Here is a 23,359-nt window from a genome sequence, read left to right as displayed (position 1 = left end):
TCCGGGGGTGCGGAGCCGCCGCGGGCTCAGTCGTCGTCGCCGAGGACCGGCTCGGGGAGGGTGCCCGCGTTGTGCTCCAGCAGGCGCCAGCCGCGCGCGCCCTCGCCCAGCACGGACCAGCAGCAGTTGGAGAGACCGCCGAGGCTCTCCCAGTGCGGGGCCTGGAGGCCGAGCAGCCGGCCGATGGTGGTGCGGATGGTGCCGCCGTGGCTGACGACCACCAGGGTGCCGTCCACGGGCAGCTTCTCCACATGCCGCAGGACGACGGGCGCGGCCCGGTCGGCGACCTCGGTCTCCAGTTCGCCCCCGCCACGGCGGATCGCCTCGCCGCGCTTCCAGGCGGCGTACTCGTCGCCGTGGCGGGCGATGATCTCCGTGTGCGTCAGCCCCTGCCAGACGCCCGCGTAGGTCTCGCGCAGGCCCTCGTCGCGGGTGACGTCGAGACCGGTGAGCGCGGCCAGCTCGGCGGCCGTGTCCGCGGCCCGCGTCAGGTCCGAGGAGACGATCGCGTCGGGGTTCAGCGAGGCCAGCAGCCGGGCGGCGCGGCGGGCCTGCCCGATGCCGGTCTCGGTCAGCGGGACGTCGGTGCTGCCCTGGAAGCGACGCTCCACGTTCCACGAGGTCTGGCCGTGCCGCCACAGGATGACGCGGCGGCCCCGGTCCCTGCGGTCGGTCACCTCACCCGTGGCGCTCATCACCACTGCCCGCCCGGCTCCTCGTCGGCCTCGGACTCCAGGAGCTTGGCGTGCTCCTCACCCTTGCCGCGGGTCGCCTTGGCGTCGGCGGGCAGCTCCAGCTCGGGGCAGTCCTTCCACAGCCGCTCCAGGGCGTAGAAGACGCGCTCCTCGCTGTGCTGGACATGGACCACGATGTCGACGTAGTCGAGCAGGATCCAGCGGGCGTCGCGGTCGCCCTCGCGGCGCACCGGCTTGGCGCCGAGCTCCTGCTGGAGGCGCTCCTCGATCTCGTCGACGATGGCCTTGACCTGGCGGTCGTTCGGCGCGGAAGCGAGCAGGAAGGCGTCCGTGATCGACAGGACGTCGCTGACGTCGTAGGCGATGACGTCATGGGCGAGCTTGTCGGCAGCCGCCTGGGCGGCGGTGGTGATGAGCTCAAGGGAACGATCGGTGGCGGTCACTGCGTGGCTTTCCGTCGACGGGCACTGAACCTCAAGGGTCTCACGGACCGCCGGGGGCACCCCACGCGATCAAAGGCGACGCGAAGGGCGCCCCGCGCGAGCCGGGGTATCGCGGGAGGCGCCCCGGAGCACGCTCGGGAACCGGCGCTCAGGAACCGGACGGCTTGTAGTCCTGGCCCAGGACCACCGAGACGTCGGCGCCCGAGGAGACCGGGCCCTTGCCGACCGAGCCCGCGGGCAGGCCGAGGGTCTTGGCGACCTCGGTGGCGTTCTGCTTGTCGGAGGCGTCCTGGTAGACGACCTTCGAGGTGGCCCGGCTGCCGCCGCTGCCGCCCTCCAGGAAGGTGAAACCGCCGTTCAGGAGCACCACGCGGGCCTGCTCGGTGTCGTCCTTGACCCCGGTGGCGTTCTGCACCGAGACCCGGACCGCGCTGCCGGCGTCGGGGCTCTTGGCGGTGCCGCCGAGGATGTCCTTGACCACACTGTCGCTGGTCTGCGCGGTGAGCGTGCCGTCCGGCCGCACCGGCAGCAGGGCCGTCTTGTAGTCGCCCTCCTTGGCGAGGCCCGCGAGCTTGGCCAGGAAGGTGCCGAGGTCCTTGTCGGTGAGCGAGGGGTCGAGGATCTGCGCGAGGCTCTGCACGGTGACCGTGGCGTCCGAGGCGTCGGTCGAGATCTTGCGCAGCACGCCCTGCATGACCTGCCCGAACCGCTCCAGCTGGGCGTTCTCCGACTCGCCGGGGGCCCGGTAGGTGGCGTAGGCGACGGCCATCTTGCCGCTGAGGGTCTGGTCGGCGCCCTTGGAGACGAGCGGCTCGGCGCCCTTCTTCTTGCTGTCCGGGTCGGGCACGTCGACATTGGTGTCCATGTCGATGTTGCCGACGAGGTCGACCAGGTTCTGCAGGTAGGGCGTGTCCAGCCGCCAGGTGCCCTGGATGTTGGTGCCGAGGACGGTGTCCAGTTGGTCGCGGGTGCCGGAGGAGCCGTCGTCGTCCACCGACTTGGCGAGCGTCGTGGTGGAACCGTCGTCGTCGGTCAGCGCCAGGGAGTTGGGCAGCAGGACGGTGCTGCCGCGCTTCGTGGTGGTGTTGTCCACCAGCAGCACGGTGGAGGTGCCGCGCTTGCCGGTGTTGTGCAGATGGACCACGATCACGTCGCGCTTCTGGGCACCGGCCGCCACCGCCGCGCCCCCGCCGGCGCCTGAGGAGGACAGGAAGGGCAGCTTCCCGGCGTACCAGAGATAGCCGACGCCGCCGGCCGCGACGAGGGCGAGGACGACGCCGAGGGCGACGAGCCGGCTGCGGGCGCGGCGGCGGGCCTCCTCGCGGCGCTCGGTGCGGTTCTCGGTGAACTTCAGCCAGTCGATGACGTCCTCGGAGTCGCCGTCCGGCTCCTCCACGAACGCGAACTGCTCGGTGTGGTAGTCCGGTTCGCCCGTCGCGTGCCCGTCGTCCGCGTCGTCGCTCGCGAGCTCCGCGTAGGGGTTGTGCCGGGGCGGGTCCTGGGGGCGTGCCTGCTGGGGGATGTGCGCGGTCTGCTCGGCGACCCGGGGCTGCTGTCCGCTGCTCGCGGCCTGCCCGTAGGGGTCGTACCCGGAATTCCCCCCGTGCCCCTGGCTCTGCGGGCTCTGGGTTCCGTAGGGGTCGTACCCCGGGTCGTACCCGCCGTAGCCGTCGCCGCCGGAATAGCCGTCGCCGCCGGGGTAACCGCCGTCGTCCGAGGGGTGCGACGGCACCTGCGGCTGCTGCCCGGTGCCGTACGACCCGTACGGCTGGTTCGGCTGGTTCGGCTGGTTCGGCTGGGAGGCGCCGGTGCCGTAGGGGTCGTAGCCGTATCCCTGCTGCTGGGCGTAGGGGTCGTAGGACCCGCCCGGAGCCTGCTGTGCCGGAACCTGGCGGTAGACGGGCTGTCCGTACTCGTCGTAGCCGACGATCTCGTACTGCCCCGCGTCGTATCGGTCGTTCACCGGTGCCCCTCTCGGCTCACTCGCCGCGGTACAGCTCGCGCTTGTCGATGTAGCGCACTACTCCGTCCGGCACCATGTACCAGATGGGGTCGCCCTTGGCGACTCTCGCACGGCAGTCCGTGGAGGAGATGGCGAGCGCCGGGACCTCGACCAACGAGACGCCGCCCTCGGGCAGTCCGGGGTTGCTGAGGTGGTGGCCGGGCCGGGTGACGCCGATGAAGTGCGCGAGGGAGAACAGCTCCTCGCTGTCGCGCCAGGTCAGCAGCTGGGCGAGGGCGTCGGCACCGGTGATGAAGAACAGGTCGGTGTCCGGGTTGAGGGCGCGCAGGTCGCGCAGGGTGTCCACGGTGTAGGTGGGGCCGCCGCGGTCGATGTCGATGCGGCTGACGGAGAACTGCGGGTTCTCGGCGGTGGCGATGACCGTCATCAGATAGCGGTCCTCGGCCGGGGAGACCTGGCGGTAGGACTTCTGCCACGGCTGGCCGGTGGGCACGAACACCACCTCGTCCAGCTCGAACTGCGCGGCGACCTCGCTGGCCGCCACGAGGTGCCCGTGGTGGATCGGGTCGAAGGTGCCGCCCATGACGCCCAGGCGCCGCTTGCCGGAGCGGGCGGGGCCGTGGCCCGGCCGGTGCCGGCGGTACTGCGGCTGGTCGGTCATGTCGGCGGCGGCGTCGGCGTCGGCGGCGTCATCGTGTGCCGGACCGGTAGGCATGTCCTGCTCTCCCATGCGTGCAGACCCTACCGGCCCGGTCCTCGGCGTCCGGCCGGGGCCGGTCCCCCGGCTCAGCGGTCGCGGTTGAAGCGGGTGGTGATCCACAGCAGCAGAAGCAGGACGATGAAGGCGGCGCCGCCGGTGATGGCGGGGTTCAGGCTGTCGTGGTGGCCGCCCTCTTCGGCGGCGAGGGAGAGCAGCGGGGCTGCGGCGCTGGTGAGCATCATCTTCGACAGGACCTATCGCGTGTGGGCGGGATAAAGACGTCGGCTCATCGTATGCGGGCGGTCCTGCGGCGATCACGCCGACTCCGCCGTTGGGAAGCGAGGGGGCCGGGGCGGGGAACTCCGGCCGCCCGTCAGTCGTCCTTCTGCTTGTAGCCGCGCAGCAGGAACCAGGCGGTCAGCGCGCAGCCCACGATCATCACGAGCAGCACGATGCGGAGCATGTCGCCTCCGCCCCCCTGCTGCTGGGCGGCGCTCGCTGCGGCCTCGGTCAGCCGGGCGGCTGCGGGGTGGTGCTCCATGGCGTGGACTCCTTCGGCTGTCTGCCCGTCCACGGTATCTCCGCCTAGGCTGAACCCCGCCTCGGGGGCTCACCGCACTCACACGCACTTGGGGGAAGACATGCACGACGGCGATCGGCAGAGCGGGCACGAGCGGGTGCCCGGCAGGCAGCGGGCGCGCTTCCCGGGGATCTCCTCGCGGGCGTACGAGCACCCGGCGGACCGGTCCGCCCTGGTGGCGCTGCGCAAGCTCAGCGGGTTCGACCAGGTGTTCAAGGCCCTGAGCGGGCTGCTGCCGGAGCGGAGCCTGCGGCTGCTGTTCCTGTCCGACTCGGTGCGCGTCTCCGAACGGCAGTTCGGCCATCTGCACGACATGCTGCTGGACGCCTGCTACATCCTGGACCTGCCGAAGGTTCCGCCGATGTACGTCACCCAGGACCCGCAGCCGAACGCGATGTGCATCGGCCTGGACGAGCCGATCATCGTGGTCTCCACGGGTCTGGTGGAGCTGCTGGACGAGGAGGAGATGCGGGCGGTCGTCGGCCACGAGGTCGGACACGCGCTGTCCGGGCACTCCGTGTACCGCACCGTCCTGCTGTTCCTGACGAACCTGGCGGTCAAGGTCGCGTGGATCCCGCTGGGCAATCTCGCGATGATGGCGATCATCGCGGCGCTGCGGGAGTGGTTCCGCAAGTCCGAACTCTCCGCGGACCGGGCCGGACTGCTGGTGGGCCAGGACGTACGGGCCTCGATGCGCGGCCTGATGAAGATCGCGGGCGGCAACCACCTGCACGAGATGAACGTGGACGCGTTCCTGGAGCAGGCCGAGGAGTACGACGCCGGCGGCGACCTGCGCGACTCCGTGCTGAAGATCCTGAACGTGCTGCCGCGCTCGCACCCGTTCACCACCGTGCGCGCCGCCGAGCTGAAGAAGTGGGCCGAGTCGCGGGACTACCAGCGGATCGTCGACGGCCACTACCCGCGCCGCGACGACGACAAGGACACCAAGGTCAGCGACTCCTTCCGGGAGTCCGCGGCGAGCTACGCGAGCGATGTCAAGGACTCCAAGGACCCGCTGATGAAGCTGGTCAGCGACCTGGCGGGCGGCGCGGGCGACCTGGGCGGCCGGGTCAAGCGCGGCTTCGACGGCTTCAAGAGCCCCCCGCCGGCCAAGGGCGGCCCGGCGCCGGCGGCCGAGTAGGGCCTTCCGCCTCACGCCCTGGGCTGCGCCCCCGTGGCCAGCGTGCCGCACAGGGAGGCGGGGCTGTCCGTCCGGTACGGATCGGTGCCCGCGGGGGCGCCCGGGTGGGGGGCCTGGCCCGCCAGCAGGGGGTGGAGGTACGACGTGGAGTCCGCGGCGCAGGACAGCGGGCCGGCCTCCACATAGGCCGTGGTCAGCTGGACCTGGCGGGTGCGCAGGTCGTCGCGGGTGAAGCGGAAGGTCAGCGCGCGGCGGACGGTGAAGAGGGAGACGGGGGCGCTCGCGGTGCCGGTGGGGCGCAGGGCGTAGACGAAGGTGTGGTCGGCGCTGACCTCCAGGGTCGCCGGGTCCGCCTCCGTGAGGCGCAGCACGCCCCGGACCCGGATCCGGTCGTCGGCCAGCCGGTCGCGGGCCGGGTCCAGGCGTACCAGCCAGCCGGTCGGGGCGTGCCGTCCGTCCGCCGCCGGGCGGCCGAAGCTCTGGTCGAACTGGGCGAGCTGGTCGGAGTCCACCAGCGCCCGCGCGGGGGCCGTCCCGTGCCCGGTGAGCACCTCCGGGTAGAGCGAGGAGCGGACGATGTAGTCCTTGGCCGTGGTCAGCGCCGTCATGACCTGGCTGTCGGAGAAGTGCGCGGTGCCCCGCGCGGCCGGCAGCGGGACCCCCTCGGCGCCGATGTCGAACTGTGCGGCGGGGCTGTGCGCGTACAGCGTCTCCGCGTCCGCCCCGCCGGGCACCCGGCCCTGCGGGGCGAGCGGTATGACCGTCATCCGCAGGGGCTCCACGGGCCGCGGGGCCTCGGCGGAGTCGTACGGATGGCGCACCCCCATGTAGACGGCGGTGCCGAAGGCCACGGCGATCAGCAGGACCAGGATCATCGCCTGGCGGACGAGGCCCCGGTGCAGCGGCCGGCGGCGCACGGCGAGCGCGTGGTCGGCCATCCGCTCCTCGGCCGAGTACTCCTGGAGGCGGGCAGCGCGGACGAACGACTCGTCGAAGACGACGGATCGGTATTCGTCCTCCGCACCGCCGGGGCCGCCCTCGGGTGTCCCCTCCGGTGGGTCTCCAGGCCCGCCCATACTTTCAGAGTGGGTTCCGGGGGCCCGGGGTAAACGCCCCGCTCCGCCACAACTTCTGACAACTCCTCACCCGGAGCCGATCAGGGCAGGTGGGGCACCGCCGACACCGTGGGGCGCGCCGGAGCCGCCGTGGGGATCTGGTTCTGGCCGGTCGTGGTGGACGCGGGCAGCTGGTCCCGGGTGCCCGAGGAGGCGCCCCGGTAGACCGCGGCGAAGGCGAGGGCGACCATGCCGACGCCCATCACCACGGCGAGCACCCAGGCCACCGGACGGTGCCAGCGGGCCTGCTTGCCGTGCCCGTCGAAGGGGCCCCGGTCGAGGGCGTGGAGGTCGTCCGGTTCGTCGAGGTCGTCGTCCGGCTCGTCGCCGGGATCGGCGCCCCCGTAGACGTCGTCGTAGCGCTCGCTGCGGGCGCGGGCGCGGCGGGCGGCCTCGGACGCCTCGGCTCTGGCCTTCGCGGCGGCAAGGAGGCGTTCGACGGCGGTCGGCTCATGGACCGTGGCCGCGCGTACGAAGTCCTCGTCGAAGACCACGGAGGCGAACTCTTCGTCCGACACTCCGCGGTCGTGGTCGTCGTCGGGCTCCCAGCCGTCCGGGAACGGCGTGCCCCCCACGTCCTCCGGCACGTATCCAGAGTAGACCTGGGGGGTCAATTTGGGCAGACGGTACGGATATTCGTCCGCCCGTCGAGACGCCCCGCCGGGGCGGGTGTCAGCGGCGGACGTGCCCGTCGCCGGTGACGATGTACTTGGTGCTGGTCAGCTCCGGCAGGCCCATCGGGCCCCGGGCGTGCAGCTTCTGGGTGGAGATGCCGATCTCCGCGCCGAAGCCGAACTGGCCGCCGTCGGTGAACCGGGTGGAGGCGTTCACGGCGACCGTGGTCGAGTCGACCAACTGGGTGAACCGGCGGGCGGCCTGCTGCGAGGTGGTGACGATCGCCTCGGTGTGCCCGGAGGTCCACAGCCGGATGTGCTCGACGGCCTTGTCGAGGGAGTCCACGACGGCTGCGGCGATGTCGTACGACAGGTACTCGGTCTCCCAGTCCTCCGGGGTCGCCTCGACCACGGTGGCCTTCGAGCCCTCGGCATGGGCCATGACCCGCTCGTCGGCGTGCACGGTGACGCCGGCCTCGGCCAGCGCGTCCAGGGCGCGCGGCAGGAACTCGGCGGCGATGTCCCGGTGGACCAGCAGGGTCTCGGCCGCGTTGCACACGCTGACCCGCTGGGCCTTGGAGTTGACGAGGATGTCGATCGCCATGTCGATGTCGGCCTGCGCGTCGACGTAGACGTGGCAGTTGCCGGTGCCGGTCTCGATGACGGGCACGGTGGACTCGCTGACCACGGTCCTGATCAGGGAGGCGCCGCCGCGCGGGATGAGGACGTCGACCAGGCCCCGGGCGCGCATCAGCTCGCGCACGGACTCGCGGCTCTCCCCCGGCACCAGCTGTACGGCGTCGGCGGGCAGCCCGGCGCCGCCGACCGCGTCCCGGACGACCCGGACGAGGGCGGTGTTGGACTCGTAGGCGGAGGCCGAGCCGCGCAGCAGGACGGCGTTGCCGGACTTCAGGCAGAGCGCGGCGGCGTCCACGGTGACATTGGGGCGGGCCTCGTAGACGATGCCGACGACGCCGAGCGGGACGCGGACCTGGCGCAGGTCGATGCCGTTGGGCAGGGTGGAGCCGCGCACCACCTCGCCGACCGGGTCGGGCAGCTTCGCCACGTCGCGGACGTCGGCGGCGATGGCCCGGACCCGCTCGGGGGTGAGGGTGAGCCGGTCCACGACGGCCTCGCTGGTGCCGTTCTCGCGGGCCTTGGCCACGTCCTTGCCGTTGGCCTCGATGATCTCCCCGGTCCGTACCTCCAGGGCGTCCGCGATCGCCAGCAGCGCGTCGTCCTTCACGGCGCGCGGCAGCGGCGCGAGGTCGGCGGCGGCGGCCCTGGCCCGGTAGGCGGCCTGGGTGACCGGGGACATCGAGTCGTACGGCGAGAGCGTGGTCATGGGGGAAGGGTAGTGCGCGGTGCGGAGCCCTTCCGCGCACGTCCCAGCCCCCGAGACGAAAAGCCCGGTAAGGGCTCAGAAGGGGTGGACCCCTACGGGGGTCGCGGGCGGCGGCCCGTACCCCTCCGCGACGCGCTGGTGGTACGTCTCCCGGTCGATGACCTCCAGGCCGACGATCTCCCACGGGGGCAGTCCGGCGCTGAGCCGGTGCTCGCCCCACAGGCGCAGTGCGACCGCGGCCGCGTCATGCAGGTCGCGGGCCTCTTCCCAGTACCGGATCTCGGCGTGATCGCCCGCGTATCTGCTGGTCAGCAGGAAGGAATGGTCGTGAGCCAGCTGTTCCAGGGCCCGGCGCAGGTCCGTGAGGGGGACGCTCTTGCCGGCCACGCTGAGGGTGACGTGCCACAGCCGGGGCAGGTCCCTGGGCTCCTCGTAGGTGTCCCCGGCCGCGACGCTCGTCAGGGCACCTCGGGTGGTACCCCCAGGGCGCACTCGTCTCACGACGGCCTCCTTCACCCAAGTGCTCGGAAACATGTCTCGCACACAAAGTTGAGCAGGCCGTAAGGCTTCGCGGGGCGGTTTTACGGAACGTCCCCCACCGGAGGCCCCGAGGGGCGCCCCGGTGTACGAGTGTCACCCGTGCAGGAGCACCAGGTCGTCCCTGTGTACGACCTCGCGTTCGTACGCCGGGCCCAGCTCGCGTGCCAGCTCGTGGGTCGAACGCCCGATCAGCCGGGGGATCTCCTTGGCGTCGAAGCTGACCAGCCCCCGCGCCACCGCGCGGCCGCCGGCGTCCCGCAGTTCCACCGGGTCACCCGCGCTGAACTCGCCCTCGACGGCGGCGATCCCGGCGGGCAGCAGCGACTTGCGGCCCTGGACGACCGCCGCCACGGCGCCGTCGTCCAGGGTGAGCGCGCCCCGCGGGGTGGAGGCGTGCTGGAGCCAGAGCAGCCGGTCGGCGGAGCGCTTGCCGGTGGGGTGGAAGTACGTGCCGGTGTCGCCGCCGCCGAGGGCGTCCGCCGCGTGCACGGCGGAGGTCAGCACCACCGGGATGCCGGCGGCGGCCGCGATCCGGGCGGCCTCCACCTTGGTCACCATGCCGCCGGTGCCGACGCCCGCCTTGCCCGCGCTGCCGATCTCGACGTCCGCGAGGTCCCCGGGGCCGTGGATCTCCGCTATCCGGGAGGTGCCGGGCCTGCTGGGGTCGCCGTCGTAGACGCCGTCGACGTCGGAGAGGAGGACCAGCAGGTCGGCGTGGACGAGGTGGGCGACGAGGGCGGCGAGCCGGTCGTTGTCGCCGAAGCGGATCTCGTCGGTGGCGACGGTGTCGTTCTCGTTGACGATCGGCAGGGCGCCCATCGCGAGGAGCTTGTCGAGGGTGCGCGAGGCGTTGCGGTGGTGGGCGCGGCGGCTCATGTCGTCGCTGGTGAGCAGGACTTGGCCGACGCGGACGCCGTACCGGGCGAAGGAGGCGGTGTACCGGGCGACCAGCAGCCCCTGTCCGACGCTGGCGGCGGCCTGCTGCCGGGCCAGGTCCCGAGGGCGGCGGCGCAGCCCGAGCGGCGCGAGTCCGGCGGCGATGGCTCCGGAGGAGACGAGGACGACCTCCCGGTCTCCCCCGCTCCGGCTCTTGGCCAGGACGTCCACCAGGGCGTCCACCCGGTCGGCGTCCAGCCCGCCCGCGGCGCTGGTCAGGGAGGAGGACCCCACCTTGACGACGATCCTGCGGGCCGTGCCCACGGCCTGCCTCGCGCTTGCCACCTTGCCCGCCGTCCCTTTCGCCCGTGTACCGGCCTCGTGCTGCGCAATGTACGCGACCCGGGCCCTTCGACGCGCTCCGGTTTCGCCGGCCGGACACCGGCGGTCACCGCACGGCGACGGGGAAGCGACGGGAGGGAACAACGGAAAGGGGGATCGCGCGGCCATGCGCAGGGTTCCGTTATTTCAAAAAGGGCTGCGCCTATTTCTGCGCCTATTTCTTCTCCGGGCCTCGGGGATTTCCCGCCGAGCGCCGAGCCCCTCCCGCCACCGCCGTCATCACGGCCCCCGTCGTCGCATCCGTCGCCTCCGGCCGGAACCCGGCCGGAACCCGCCGGGCGTCCGCCGTGCGACCGTGCTGTGCGGATCGGTGTCGAATCCACCACATCCGGCCCGAATCCGTGGACCGGGGCACACAACATCCGCACCGCGAGCCTCCGCGGCGGGCACGCGGGGCACGTTGACCGGATCGCCCGATTCGCGCCGCCAGCGGTGCCGTTCTCACCGTCGGCTCACCTTCTCTTACCCGGGCGGACGGCCGTGTTCCGGTGTCGCCGCCGTCCGGCCCGCGATGCCGGAACCGGCCTTCCAGGAGGCCCTGCACGCGCGCCCGTGAGTCACGCCACACCCGGGTCGCGGGGTCCCGTCCGGTCGTACGGTGAGACCATCCGGTAGGGCACGTTAGGGTAGGGTTAAACGCCCCTTAACCTCGCACTCCTTGTGCCTCTCGCCTCCCTCGCCGCACCGGCAGCGGGAGGCGGTTGAGAGTCTGACCGACAGTCCAGGAGCCCCAAGCATGCCCGTAGCGAATGGAAACGCTTCGCCGAAAATAAGCGTTGTCGTCCCTGTCTACAAAGTCCAGGGATATCTGCGTGCGTGCTTGGACTCCATTCTGTCCCAGTCCTTCGAGAACTTCGAGATCGTCGCGATCGACGACCACTCGCCCGACGCCTGCGGTCGGATACTCGATGAATACGCCGCGCTCGACAGCCGCGTCATACCCGTGCACCTGGAGCAGAACCAGGGCATCGGAAAGGCGCGCGACGCCGGTGCGCTGAAGTCCCGGGGCGAGTACATCCTCTTCCTGGACAGCGACGACACCCTGGCCGACGGCGCGCTCCAGGCGATCGCCGACCGGCTGGAGGTCACGGGCGACCCCGACATCCTGCTGCTCAACCACGTCCGCACGTACTGGAACAACCGGGTCCAGGCGAGCGCGGCCGGTGAACTCCTCGCGAGCGCGGGCACGGACGTCTTCACGGCCCTCGAACGGCCCGACTTCCTCACGATGTTCGCCGTCGTCTGGAACCGCGCCTACCGCCGCGAGTTCTACGTCGGCAACAACTTCATCTTCACGGACGGCATTTACGAGGACGCGCTCATGGTCTACAAGACCATGCTGACCGCGGACACCATCGCCGCCACCGACCACGTCTGCGTCGAGTACCGCCAGCGCCGCCAGGGCAACTCCATGCGGACGCCCGGCCGCAAGCACTTCGGCATCTTCCAGCAGTACGCGCGCCTGTTCGAGTTCCTCGACCAGCACCCCGAGACCGAGCCCGTGCGCGCCCTGCTGTTCGAGCGCGCGGCGAGCCACTACCTGTTCACGCTGGCCCGCGAGGACCGCATCGTCCCCAAGGACCGCGCGGAGTTCTTCAAGCTCGCGGCCGCCTCGTACAAGCGCTACAAGCCGAAGGGCTTCGTGCTGCCCGAGGGCTCCCAGGGCGTCCGGTTCCAGTTGCTGGAGCGCGGCTCCTACACGGCGTACGCCGCGGTGACCGCCGCCGGCAACACCCGCCGCCAGGTCGTCCAGCGCGCCACCAAGGTCAAGACCAAGCTCGGCAAGACCGCCTACAACCGGCTGTACCGGCTGCACCTGCGCCGCCCGGTGGACGACAAGCTCGCGGTCTACGCGGCCTACTGGAACCGCGGTGTCGCCTGCAACCCCGCGGCCATCTACCACAAGGCCAAGGAACTCGCCCCGGACGTGCACGGGGTGTGGATCGTGCGCCGCGACATGGTGGACAACGTCCCCGCGGGCGTCGACTACGTGGTGGCCAACTCGCCGCGTTACTGGGAGGTCATGGCCCGCGCCAAGTACCTCGTCAACAACGTCAACTTCCCGAACAACATCATCAAGCGCCCCGAGCAGGTCTTCCTCCAGACCCATCACGGCACCCCGCTGAAGCAGATGGGCATCGACCAGCAGAAGTACCCGGCCGCGGCGAAGAACATGAGCTTCGCCAAGATGCTGGAGCGGGCCGACAAGTGGGACCTCAGCCTCACCTCCAACCAGCACTCCACGGAGAACTGGGAGCGGGTCTACCCCTGCGCGTTCGAGGCGATCGAGTTCGGCTACCCCCGCAACGACGTCTACTTCCGCACCGACGGTGACGACGTCCTGCGCATCCGCCGCGAGCTGGGCATCGAGGACGGCAAGAAGGCCATCCTGTACTGCCCGACCGTGCGCGACTACCAGAAGGGCTACGTCCCCCGGATCGACCTGGAGCGCTTCTGCTCCGAGCTCGGCCCGGACTTCGTCGTCCTGGTGCGCACGCACTACTTCTACGGTGCCGACCCCCGCCTGGAGGCCCTCCAGGAGCGCGGTCTGATCAAGGACGTGTCGACGTACCCGGTGGTGGAGGACCTCTGCCTGGCCGCCGACGCGCTGATCACGGACTACTCGTCCATCATGTTCGACTACGCGTGCCTGGACCGCCCGATCGTCACCTACGCGGACGACTGGGAGGTCTACCGCAAGGCCCGCGGTGTCTACTTCGACATCCTCTCCGGCCAGCCGGGCGAGACGCCGGGTGCGACCGCGACCGACGAGGACCAGCTGATCGAGGTCTTCCGTTCCGGTGCCTGGAACGACTCCAAGGCCGCCGAGCTGCGCGCCGCGTTCCGTGAGCGCTTCGTGCAGTTCGACGACGGAAACGCGGCCGAGCGTGTGGTGCGCCGGCTGTTCCTCGGCCGGCAGGAGACCACCCCCGCGGTGCTCCCGCTGGACGACCGGACGCCCGCGCCCGCGCCGGAGGCGCTCACCGGGGCCCGCATCCCGCGGCAGCCCACCGGTGAGCACGGCCTCATCGACGCCTGAGCAGGGCTCATCGACGCCCGAACGCGGCCGGGGACGACCCCGGCCGCATCGGCGCGTGACGTGCGAAACGAGAGAGACGAACACCTGATGGCTTCCCGCCCCACCATTTCCAAGGCGGTCATACCGGCGGCGGGTCTCGGCACCCGCTTCCTGCCGGCGACCAAGGCCACTCCCAAGGAGATGCTGCCGGTCGTCGACAAGCCCGCGATCCAGTACGTGGTCGAGGAGGCCGTGACCGCGGGGCTCGACGACGTTCTCATGATCACCGGTCGCAACAAGCGTCCCCTGGAGGACCACTTCGACCGCAACTACGAGCTGGAATCCGCCCTCCAGAAGAAGGGCGACGCGAGCCGGCTCGCGAAGGTGCAGGAGTCCAGCGACCTGGCGACCATGCACTACGTCCGCCAGGGCGACCCCAGGGGCCTCGGCCACGCCGTGCTGTGCGCCGCCCCGCACGTCGGCCACGAGCCCTTCGCGGTCCTCCTCGGCGACGACCTGATCGACCCCCGCGACCCCCTGCTCCAGCGCATGATCGAGGTCCAGGAGCGGCACGGCGGCAGCGTGATCGCCCTCATGGAGGTCGCACCCGAGCAGATCCACCTCTACGGCTGCGCCGCCGTCGAGGCCACCGCCGAGGGCGACGTCGTCAAGATCACCGGCCTGGTCGAGAAGCCCGACCCCGCCGACGCCCCCTCGAACTACGCGATCATCGGCCGCTATGTCCTCGACCCGCACGTCTTCGACATACTGCGCACGACGGAACCGGGCCGCGGCGGCGAGATCCAGCTGACCGACGCCCTCCAGCAGCTCGCCACGGACGAGAAGCTGGGCGGCCCGGTGCACGGCGTCGTCTTCCGCGGCCGCCGCTACGACACCGGCGACCGCGGCGACTACCTGCGCGCCATCGTCCGGCTCGCCTGCGAGCGCGAGGACCTGGGCCCGGAGTTCCGGACCTGGCTGCGCGGTTACGTCGGCCAGGAGCTGACCGAGGACTGATCCGTGTCCGGTCGCACACCGGACACGACGAAGGGCGGGCCCGGAGGATCTCTCCTCCGGGCCCGCCCTTCGTCATCGGCCCCGGTCAAAACGGGGCGAGGCCGTCCTAGAACGGCTCGAAGTCGTCGAACTCCCGGCCGGCCTCGTCCCGTTCGGCGTCCCGGTCCCGGCGGCGCTGGGCCGCGGGGCGGGGTGCCTCGAAGCGGTGGTCCTCGCCGCGGCGGCCGAGCATCTCGGCGCCCGCCGTGACCGACGGCTCCCAGTCGAAGACGACCGCGTTCTCCTCGGGACCGATGGCGACGCCGTCGCCGCCCCGGGCGCCGGCCTTCATCAACTGCTCTTCCACACCGAGGCGGTTGAGCCGGTCGGCGAGGTAGCCGACGGCCTCGTCGTTGTTGAAGTCGGTCTGGCGCACCCAGCGCTCGGGCTTCTCGCCGCGCACCCGGAACAGCGGCTCGCCGCCGGCCTCCTCACGGGTGACGGTGAAGCCGGCGTCGTCCACGGCCTTGGGCCGGATGACGATCCGCGTGGCCTCTTCCTTGGGCTTGGCCGCACGCGCCGTGCCGACCAGGTCGCCGAGGGCGAAGGACAGCTCGCGCAGACCGATGTGGGCGACCGCCGACACCTCGAAGACGCGGTAGCCGCGAGCCTCCAGGTCGGGGCGGACCATCTCGGCGAGGTCCTTGCCGTCCGGCACGTCGACCTTGTTCAGGACGACGATGCGGGGCCGGTTGTCGAGACCGCCGTACTGCCGCAGCTCCTCCTCGATGATGTCGAGGTCGGAGAGCGGGTCGCGGTCGGACTCCAGGGTCGCGGTGTCCAGGACGTGCACCAGCACACTGCACCGCTCCACGTGCCGCAGGAACTCCAGGCCGAGGCCCTTGCCCTGGCTGGCGCCCGGGATCAGTCCCGGCACGTCGGCGATGGTGTAGACGGTGGAGCCCGCGGTCACCACACCGAGGTTGGGCACCAGGGTGGTGAAGGGGTAGTCCGCGATCTTCGGCTTGGCGGCGCTGAGCACCGAGATCAGCGAGGACTTGCCGGCGCTCGGGTAGCCGACCAGCGCCACATCGGCGACGGTCTTCAGCTCCAGGACGATGTCCTGGAGGTCCCCCGGCACACCGAGCAGCGCGAAGCCGGGCGCCTTGCGGCGGGCCGAGGCCAGCGCCGCGTTGCCGAGGCCGCCGCGGCCGCCCTGTGCGGCGACGTACGACGTGCCCTGCCCGACCAGGTCGGCGAGGACATTGCCCGCCGTGTCGAGCACGACGGTGCCGTCCGGGACCGGCAGGACCAGGTCCTGGCCGTCCTTGCCGGCCCGGTTGCCACCCTCGCCGGGCTTGCCGTTGGTGGCCTTGCGGTGCGGGGAGTGGTGGTAGTCGAGCAGCGTGGTGACCGACTGCTCCACGGTCAGGATGACGTCACCGCCACGCCCGCCGTTACCGCCGTCCGGGCCGCCGAGCGGCTTGAACTTCTCGCGGTGGACGGAGGCACAGCCGTGGCCTCCGTTACCCGCGGCGACATGCAGTTCGACGCGGTCCACGAAGGTGGTCATGTTCAGTGCCTCCAGAAATTACGGGTATGTCTAGGTACTAACACGCGAAAGGCGGACCCGCCTTCCCGTCCGGGAAGTGAGGTCCGCCTCGCGAAACGTTCGGTGCCGAATCAGCTGATTCAGGCGACCGGGACGATGTTCACGACCTTGCGGCCACGGTGGGTACCGAACTCCACCGCACCCGGCAGCAGGGCGAAGAGGGTGTCGTCGCCGCCACGGCCGACGCCGGCGCCGGGGTGGAAGTGGGTGCCGCGCTGGCGGACCAGGATCTCACCAGCGTTGACGACCTGACCGCCGAAGCGCTTCACGCCGAGCCGCTGGGCATTGGAGTCGCGACCGTTCCGGGTGGACGATGCGCCCTTCTTGTGTGCCATGTCTCCTCAGTCCCTTACTTCGCAGCCGTGGGGATCGACGTGACCTTGATCGCCGTGTACTGCTGGCGGTGGCCCTGCCGACGGCGGTAGCCGGTCTTGTTCTTGTAGCGCAGAATGTCGATCTTCTGGCCCTTGTGGTGGTCCACGACCTCGGCCTCGACCTTGATGCCGGCCAGCACCCACGGGTCGCTGGTCACAGCGTCGCCGTCGACAACGAGCAGGGTCGAGAGCTCGACCGTGTCGCCAACCTTGGCAGTGGAAATCTTGTCAACCTCAACGATGTCGCCGACAGCAACCTTGTGCTGGCGACCACCGCTGCGCACGATGGCGTACACGCGGATCTCTCTTTCGCTCGTTCAGAACCGGCACCCCCGCAGGCCAGCCACCCGGCATACGCATGGGCGACCTCTCCCGGCCGGCCTAGCGTCCGGGAGGAACAGGTTTACGGGGATGTGGCGGGCTCGATGACACGCCGACGGTCAAGATTACGGGCCGGAGCCGTAGGGGTCAAACTGGGCGTCCGACCCCCGCGACCGGCCCCGGCGTCCGACCTCCGCGACCGGCCCCGGCGTCCGGAGAAACGTCCCGCCGCTCAGCCGGCCGCGGCGACGTACCCGGCGTACGCCTCCGCGATCCCCTCGGCGGACAGCCCGAGGTGCTCCAGGATCGTGTAGCGGCCCGGCCGGGTCTCCGGCGCGAACGCCACGGCCCGGACGAACTCCTCGTCGCTGAAGCCGATCTCCTCGGCCACCACGGGCAGCCCGTGCCGGCGCAGACCCTCCACGAGCAGCCCGGAGCCGTCGTGGTCGCCGCGCAGATACGTGGCGAACGCGGCGCCCAGGCCCACCTGTTCGCCGTGCGCGGCGGCCCGGCGGGGGTAGAGCAGGTCCAGCGCGTGGCTGATCTCGTGGCAGGCGCCCGAGGACGGCCGGGTGTGCCCCGCTATCGACATGGCGATGCCGGTCAGCACCAGCCCCTCGGACAGCACGGTGAGGAACCCGTCGTCGCCGCAGCCGCCGGGGTGCCGCAGGACCGCCTCGCCGGCCTGGCGGGCCATGGCCGCGGCGAGACCGTCGATCTTCTCGCCGTTGACCCGGTGGTCCAGCTCCCAGTCCGCGACCGCGGAGATGTTGGACAGGGCGTCGCCGATCCCGGAGCGCACGAAGCGCAGCGGGGCCTCGCGGATCACGTCGAGGTCGATGAACAGGGCGACGGGCGCGGGCACTCCGTAGGAGCCGCGTCCCGCGTCGTTGTCCAGGTTGGACACGGGCGAGCAGATGCCGTCGTGCGAGAGGTTCGTCGGCACCACGACCAGGGGCAGGCCGATCCGCGCCGCGGAGTACTTCGCACAGTCGATGATCTTGCCGCCGCCGATGCCCACGACCGCGTCGAAGTCGCCGGACTTCATCCGGTCGGCCAGGTCGACCGCCTCGTCCAGGGTGCCGCCGCCCACCTCGAACCAGGTGGCGGCGGGCAGCGCCGGGGCGAGGCGCTCGCGCAGCTGGGCGCCGTAGCCGCGGCTGACGGCGACGGCGAGCCGCCCGGAGTCCGAGATGCGCTGGTCGGCGAGCACGCCCGCCAGATCGTCCAGGGCACCCGCGCGGATGTCCATGACGATCGGCGAGGGGAACAGCCGGGTCAGTACCGGCATGCGATCTCCCGCCCGCGGGCGAGGTCCTCGTGGTTGTCGATCTCGACCCAGGAGACGTCGCCGATGGGCGCCACGTCGATCCGGAAGCCGCGGTCGACCAGCTCCTGGTAGCCGTCCTCGTAGTACAGCTGGGGGTCGCGCTCGAAGGTCGTGCGCAGGGCGTCGGCCAGCTCCTCGGCGGCGTCGCCCTCGATCAGGGTCACGCCGATGTACTCGCCGGTGGCCTCGGCCGGGTCCATCAGCTTGGTGATCTTCGTCATGCCCTTGGCGGGGTCGACGACGACCTTCATCTCCTCGTCCGCCAGAGACTTCACGGTGTCCAGCGCAAGGATGATCTTCTTGCCGTCACCGCGGGCGGCGAGCAGCGTCTTCTCGACGGAGACCGGGTGCACGGTGTCGCCGTTGGCGAGGATCACACCGTCCTTGAGCGCGTCGCGCCCGCACCACAGGGAGTAGGCGTTGTTCCACTCCTCGGCCTTGTCGTTGTCGATGAGCGTCAGCTTCAGGCCGTACTTCTCCTCGAACTCGGCCTTACGGGCGTAGACGGCCTCCTTGCGGTAACCGACGATGACCGCGACCTCGGTCAGCCCGATCTCCGCGAAGTTGCCCAGGGTCAGGTCCAGGACGGAGACGGGCTCGGGCGCGTCCTCCGCGCTCACCGGCACCAGGGCCTTGGGCAGGGTGTCCGTGTAGGGGCGCAGACGCCGTCCGGCGCCGGCCGCCAGCACGAGACCTATCATCGCGGTTCTCTCCTTCGGTTCAGGGGCGCGGGCGGGGGCGCGGTGCCCCGGCCCGCCGAAAAAAGCGGGTGCGGCCCTCTCCTCGCGGACAGGACCGCACCCAGACGTGCCGGTGACGGGTCAGTCGACGGAGGTCGACTGCGGGGTCGCCGCGGTCTTCTTGGCCGTCGTCTTCTTCGTGGCGGCCGCCTTCTTGGCCGTCGTCTTCTTCGCGGCGGTCTTCTTGGCGACGGTCTTCTTCGCCGCCGTCTTCTTGGTGGCCGCCTTCTTGGCCGTGGCCTTCTTGGCCGCCTTGCGGGCGGTCTTCTTGGCCGGCGCCTCGCCCTCCTCGGCCGGCGCCTCCTCGGCGGGGGCCTCGGTCGCGGGCGCCTCTTCCGCGGCCGCCGGGACGACCACGACGGCCGTCTCCTCGGACGCGGTCGGCGCGGCGGCCTGCCGCACCGCGCGGCGGCGCGGACGGGCCGGCGCGGCGCTCTCGGCGGGCGCCGGAGCCTCCTCGGCGGCGGGCTCCGCGACCGGGGCCGCGGGCGCGGTCTCGGCGACGGTCACCACGGTGGCCTCGGCACCCTCGGGGGAACCGGCCGGTGCGGACACCTTCCGGGTCGCCCGGCGGCGGGTACGGCCCTTGGGCGCCTCCTCGGCGGCCTCGGGAGCCGGCACCACCTGGTCCTCGGCGGCGGCGGGCTCGGCCAGCGCCTCGGCGGCCGACTCGGGCCGCACCGGACGGGCCGCGGCCTCCTCGGCGGTGACGTCCTGCGCGGTCGGCACGGCGGCCTCGGCGACGGCGTCCTCCTCGGCGTCCTTCACCCGGGCGGACTTCCGTGCGGACTTCTCCGCCTTCGGCGCGCCCGCGGGGGCCGACGCGCGGCGGCTCGCCCGGCGGCGGGTACGGCCGCGACCGGCCGCCGCCTCCGCCTCGGCGACGCTGCTGTACAGCTCCTCGTCCGGCGCGAACTCCGGGGCCACGAGGGCGACCGGCTCGGCGATCTCGGCGGCCACCTCGGCGGCCGTCTCGATCTCCGGCTCGGCGGCCTCGCCGCTGTCCACGGCGACCGCCGCGGTCTCGTGCTCGTGCTCGTGCGGCTGCTCCTGCGCGTCGCCGCCGCGGCCGCGCTTCTTGCGCTTGCCGCCACCACCGGCGCCGGCGGAGCCGGGCTGCTCCATGTGCACGATGACACCGCGGCCGTTGCAGTGCACACAGGTCTCGGAGAAGGACTCCAGCAGGCCCTGGCCGACCCGCTTGCGGGTCATCTGCACCAGGCCGAGCGAGGTCACCTCGGCCACCTGGTGCTTCGTACGGTCGCGGCCCAGGCACTCCAGCAGGCGGCGCAGCACCAGGTCGCGGTTGGACTCCAGGACCATGTCGATGAAGTCGATCACGATGATGCCGCCGAGGTCGCGCAGCCGCAGCTGGCGCACGATCTCCTCGGCCGCCTCCAGGTTGTTCCTGGTGACCGTCTCCTCCAGGTTGCCGCCCTGGCCGGTGAACTTGCCGGTGTTGACGTCGACGACGACCATCGCCTCGGTCCGGTCGATCACCAGCGAACCGCCGCTGGGCAGCCAGACCTTGCGGTCCAGCGCCTTGGCGAGCTGCTCGTCGATCCGGTAGGTGGCGAAGACGTCGACCTCGGAGGTCCACTTCGACAGGCGGCCCGCGAGGTCCGGGGCGACGTGCGCGACGTACCCGTGGATCGTCTGCCAGGCGTCGTCACCGCTGACGATGACCTTGGAGAAGTCCTCGTTGAAGATGTCGCGCACGACCCGGACGGTCATGTCCGGCTCGCCGTAGAGCAGCGTCGGCGCGTTGCCGCTCTTGGCCTTCTTCTGGATGTCCTCCCACTGCGCCTGGAGCCGCTCGACGTCGCGGCGCAGCTCGTCCTCGCTCGCGCCCTCGGCGGCGGTGCGCACGATGACGCCCGCGTCCTCGGGGACGATCTTCTTGAGGATCGTCTTCAGCCGGGCCCGCTCGGTGTCGGGCAGCTTGCGGCTGATGCCCGTCATGGAGCCCTCGGGGACGTACACGAGGTAGCGGCCCGGCAGGGAGACCTGGCTGGTCAGACGCGCGCCCTTGTGTCCGATCGGGTCCTTGGTGACCTGCACCAGGACCGACTGACCGGACTTGAGGGCGGACTCGATGCGCCGCGGGCCGTTGCCCATGCCGAGCGCGCCGAAGTTGACCTCACCGGCGTACAGCACCGCGTTGCGGCCCTTGCCGATGTCGATGAAGGCGGCCTCCATCGACGGCAGCACGTTCTGCACCTTGCCGAGGTACACATTGCCGACGTACGACGTCGACTGCTCCTTGTTGACGTAGTGCTCCACGAGCACGTTGTCCTCGAGGACGCCGATCTGCGTGCGCTCGCCGTGCTGGCGGACGACCATCACCCGGTCGACGGCCTCACGGCGGGCCAGGAACTCGGCCTCGGTGATGATCGGGACTCGGCGGCGGCCCTGCTCACGGCCCTCGCGGCGGCGCTGCTTCTTCGCCTCCAGCCGGGTCGAGCCCTTGATGGACTGCACCTCGTCGGACGGCTCGCTCTGCTTGCGCGGCTCGCGGACCTTGACGACCGTACGCTCCGGGTCGTCGGAGGACTGCTCGCCGTCCGCGGCGGACTCGCCCGCGCGACGACGGCGGCGACGACGGCGACGGCTGCCGGCGCTGGAGCCGCCGGACTCCTCGCCGTGCGCCTCCTCGTCGTCCTCTTCCTCCTGCTCGGCGGTGTCCTCGGCGTCCTGCGCGGCCTGCTCGGCGGCCAGTTCCTCGGACTCCTCGCCGCCCTCGCCCTCGGCGGCGTCCCCGCGACGGCGGCGACGGCCGCCCCGGCGGCGACGGCGGCGCGAGGAGGACTCCTCGTAGCCCTCCGCGTCCTCGGCCTCGCCCTCGGCGCCTTCCGGCTCGTCGGCCTCGTTCTCGTCCTCGTCCTCGGTCACGGCCTCGACCGGGGCCTCCTCGACGCGCTCGGCGCGGCGACGGCGGCGCCGGCGCGAACCGGCCTCGGCCCGCTCCTCGGCGTGCTCCGCACGCTGCTGCGGCTGCGCGGGCTGCTCGGCCTCGACGGGCTCGGCGGCCTCCGCGGCCGCCTCGGCGGCGGCCCGCTCGGGGGTCTGGAAGCGCGGCTCGGCGAACACCGGCGCCTGGAAGACGGCGACGGCGGGACGGGCGGGACGGCGCGAGCCCTCCTCGGACCCGGCGCCGCGCGCGGGCTCGGAGAACCCGGACGCGGGACGCACGGCCCGGCGCCGGGCCCGGCGCGGGGTGGGCGTCTCGGCGGCACCGGACGCCTCGGCGGCGGCCGGCACGGCGTCCGCGGCCGGCGCGGGCTCGGTGGTGTGCGTGGTGACGGGAACCTCCGGGGTGTGCGCCGTCTCGGCGGGGGCGCTCTCGGGCGCGGTGACCCGGCGGGTGGCGCGGCGGCGGGCGCGGCGCGGGGCGGCGTCCTCGCTCTCGGCGCTCTCGGCCTCGGCGGCGGGGGCCTGCGCCTCCACGGCGGGCTCGGCGACCGGCTCGGTCACGGCCGGGGTCTCCTCGGCGGCCTTCGGCGCACCGGTGGGCGCGGAGGCGCGGCGGGTGGCGCGACGGCGGGAACGGGCGGGGGTGGCCTCGGCGGCGGGCTCCTCGGCGGCCGGGGCGGCCTCGGGAGCGTCCTCGGCGGTGGCCCGTACGACGGTCTCGGCGGCCTCGGCGGGCGCGGACGCGGACTCGGGCGAGCCGGCGGGCGCGGAGGCACGGCGGGTGGCCCGGCGGCGGGTGGGAGCGGCGGGCGCCTCCTCCCGGACCGGCTCGGTCACGGCCGGCGGCGCGACGGTCTCCGCCTGCTCCACGGCCTCGGCGACCTCGGCGGCGACGGGGGCACCGGCGGGCGCGCCGACGGGCGCCGAGGCACGGCGCGTGGCACGGCGGCGGGGACGCGCGGCGGGCGCCTCCTCGACCGGCTCGGCCTCGGCGGCCGGGGTCTCGACGGCCTCGGCGGCCGGTACGGCGGTCTCGGCGGCCTCCGCGGCGGCACGACGACTGGTGCGGCGGCGCGGACGCGCGGCGGGTGCCTCGGCCTCTGCTGCGACCGGGGTCTCGGCCGGGGTCTCGGTCTCGGCGGCGGCCTCCGCCTCCGCGCTCGGCGTGGCGACGCTGCGGGTGGCGCGGCGCCGGGTGCGCCGCGGTGCGGCCTCCTCGCCGACGACGACCTCGCCGCCCTCGGTGACCTCCACGGCGGCCGGCGGCGCGACGGTCTCCGCCTGCTCCACGGCCTCGGCGACCTCGGCGGCGACGGGGGCACCGGCGGGCGCGCCGGCGGGTGCCGAGGCACGGCGCGCGGCACGGCGGCGCGGACGCGCGGCGGGTGCGGCCTCCTCGGCCGCCTGGGGGGCCGGGGCCTCGGCGGCGGTCTCGGCCGCCTCCTCGGTGTCCTCCGCGGCCGGTATGGCCGGGGCGCTCACCTCGGCGGGCGCCTCCCCGGCGGCGGGCGGACCCGCCGGCCGAGAGGCGGCACGGCGACGCCTGCGCGGCGGCAGGGTGTCGCTCGGGGTGTTCAGTTCGGAACCCTCATTGGGTTCGGTCGGCTCGAGCATGCGGGCGTTTCTCCCGTCAGGCTCCC

Annotated in this window: 20 protein-coding genes; 3 read left to right on the top strand and 17 right to left on the bottom strand. The window is 72.4% G+C overall.

Translation table 11 applies throughout. The annotated features are described in order from the left end of the window. Positions 1-26: 26 nt before the first annotated feature. The 6 genes from GHR20_RS24150 to GHR20_RS36885 form a co-directional block, all read right to left on the bottom strand. Positions 27-695 carry a histidine phosphatase family protein gene (locus tag GHR20_RS24150; RefSeq protein WP_111582522.1) on the bottom strand — a complete coding sequence of 223 codons (669 nt, stop codon included), beginning with the start codon at positions 693-695 and terminating at the stop codon, positions 27-29. Further along, a complete protein-coding gene (gene rsfS, locus GHR20_RS24145) occupies positions 695-1,138 on the bottom strand; it encodes a ribosome silencing factor (protein ID WP_153814351.1) in 444 nt (147 codons plus the stop codon). The genes GHR20_RS24150 and rsfS overlap by 1 nt, the downstream gene beginning before the upstream one ends. 148 nt (positions 1,139-1,286) lie before the next feature. Beyond that, the gene (locus GHR20_RS24140; protein WP_153814350.1) at positions 1,287-3,101 is read right to left on the bottom strand and encodes an LCP family protein; all 1,815 of its coding nucleotides are present in this window, start codon (positions 3,099-3,101) and stop codon (positions 1,287-1,289) included. Positions 3,102-3,117: 16 nt separating this feature from the next. Then, a complete protein-coding gene (nadD, locus tag GHR20_RS24135) occupies positions 3,118-3,831 on the bottom strand; it encodes a nicotinate-nucleotide adenylyltransferase (protein WP_153814349.1) in 714 nt (237 codons plus the stop codon). Between the two features lie 56 nt (positions 3,832-3,887). Then, positions 3,888-4,043: a hypothetical protein gene (locus tag GHR20_RS36890; RefSeq protein ID WP_181516044.1), complete on the bottom strand. Its 156-nt coding sequence runs from the start codon at positions 4,041-4,043 to the stop codon at positions 3,888-3,890. 131 nt (positions 4,044-4,174) lie between these two features. Further along, entirely contained in the window at positions 4,175-4,342 is a 168-nt protein-coding gene (locus GHR20_RS36885; protein WP_181516042.1) for a hypothetical protein, read from the bottom strand. Positions 4,343-4,442: 100 nt separating this feature from the next. On the opposite strand from GHR20_RS36885, the gene GHR20_RS24130 reads away from it, so the two are divergent. Then, a complete protein-coding gene (locus GHR20_RS24130) occupies positions 4,443-5,522 on the top strand; it encodes a M48 family metallopeptidase (protein WP_111582027.1) in 1,080 nt (359 codons plus the stop codon). A gap of 11 nt (positions 5,523-5,533) precedes the next feature. Here the strand turns inward: GHR20_RS24130 and GHR20_RS24125 are convergent, their stop codons facing one another. From GHR20_RS24125 to proB, 5 genes are all read right to left on the bottom strand, one after another. Continuing rightward, on the bottom strand, positions 5,534-6,598 hold the full coding sequence (locus tag GHR20_RS24125; protein ID WP_111582026.1) for a hypothetical protein: 1,065 nt from the start codon (positions 6,596-6,598) through the stop codon (positions 5,534-5,536). 80 nt (positions 6,599-6,678) lie between these two features. Then, positions 6,679-7,251: a hypothetical protein gene (locus GHR20_RS24120; RefSeq protein ID WP_243878119.1), complete on the bottom strand. Its 573-nt coding sequence runs from the start codon at positions 7,249-7,251 to the stop codon at positions 6,679-6,681. Between the two features lie 58 nt (positions 7,252-7,309). Further along, entirely contained in the window at positions 7,310-8,596 is a 1,287-nt protein-coding gene (locus GHR20_RS24115) for a glutamate-5-semialdehyde dehydrogenase (RefSeq protein WP_111582024.1), read from the bottom strand. A gap of 75 nt (positions 8,597-8,671) precedes the next feature. After that, entirely contained in the window at positions 8,672-9,097 is a 426-nt protein-coding gene (locus GHR20_RS24110; RefSeq protein WP_111582023.1) for a hypothetical protein, read from the bottom strand. A 132-nt stretch (positions 9,098-9,229) separates the two neighbouring features. Continuing rightward, positions 9,230-10,357 carry a glutamate 5-kinase gene (gene proB / locus GHR20_RS24105; protein WP_111582022.1) on the bottom strand — a complete coding sequence of 376 codons (1,128 nt, stop codon included), beginning with the start codon at positions 10,355-10,357 and terminating at the stop codon, positions 9,230-9,232. A gap of 793 nt (positions 10,358-11,150) precedes the next feature. Here proB and GHR20_RS24100 point away from each other — a divergent pair. Next, complete coding sequence (locus GHR20_RS24100; RefSeq protein ID WP_148023794.1) at positions 11,151-13,454, top strand: bifunctional glycosyltransferase family 2 protein/CDP-glycerol:glycerophosphate glycerophosphotransferase; 2,304 nt, start codon at positions 11,151-11,153, stop codon at positions 13,452-13,454. Positions 13,455-13,541: 87 nt separating this feature from the next. Continuing rightward, positions 13,542-14,450, top strand: a complete 909-nt coding sequence (gene galU / locus GHR20_RS24095; RefSeq protein WP_153814347.1) for a UTP--glucose-1-phosphate uridylyltransferase GalU — start codon at positions 13,542-13,544, stop codon at positions 14,448-14,450. Between the two features lie 106 nt (positions 14,451-14,556). On the opposite strand, the gene obgE is transcribed toward galU, so the two are convergent. The 6 genes from obgE to GHR20_RS24065 form a co-directional block, all read right to left on the bottom strand. Beyond that, the gene (gene obgE / locus GHR20_RS24090) at positions 14,557-16,002 is read right to left on the bottom strand and encodes a GTPase ObgE (protein WP_153814346.1); all 1,446 of its coding nucleotides are present in this window, start codon (positions 16,000-16,002) and stop codon (positions 14,557-14,559) included. 119 nt (positions 16,003-16,121) lie between these two features. Next, positions 16,122-16,376, bottom strand: coding sequence for a 50S ribosomal protein L27 (rpmA, locus tag GHR20_RS24085; protein WP_030779398.1), 255 nt, complete (start codon positions 16,374-16,376; stop codon positions 16,122-16,124). A 14-nt stretch (positions 16,377-16,390) separates the two neighbouring features. Beyond that, entirely contained in the window at positions 16,391-16,711 is a 321-nt protein-coding gene (gene rplU, locus GHR20_RS24080) for a 50S ribosomal protein L21 (protein WP_111586158.1), read from the bottom strand. 257 nt (positions 16,712-16,968) lie between these two features. Beyond that, positions 16,969-18,027: an iron-containing alcohol dehydrogenase family protein gene (locus GHR20_RS24075; RefSeq protein WP_161215003.1), complete on the bottom strand. Its 1,059-nt coding sequence runs from the start codon at positions 18,025-18,027 to the stop codon at positions 16,969-16,971. Beyond that, positions 18,015-18,767, bottom strand: a complete 753-nt coding sequence (locus GHR20_RS24070; protein ID WP_148023791.1) for a phosphocholine cytidylyltransferase family protein — start codon at positions 18,765-18,767, stop codon at positions 18,015-18,017. Before GHR20_RS24070 ends, GHR20_RS24075 begins: the two co-directional genes overlap by 13 nt. Before the next feature lie 120 nt (positions 18,768-18,887). Next, positions 18,888-23,333, bottom strand: a complete 4,446-nt coding sequence (locus GHR20_RS24065) for an Rne/Rng family ribonuclease (RefSeq protein WP_194858974.1) — start codon at positions 23,331-23,333, stop codon at positions 18,888-18,890. Positions 23,334-23,359 lie beyond the last annotated feature (26 nt).

This window comes from Streptomyces sp. SUK 48 (genome assembly GCF_009650765.1).
Taxonomy (GTDB): Bacteria; Actinomycetota; Actinomycetes; order Streptomycetales; family Streptomycetaceae; genus Streptomyces.
The sequence above is the reverse complement of the archived record's forward strand: the minus strand, read 5'-3'. Positions and strand labels throughout refer to the sequence as shown.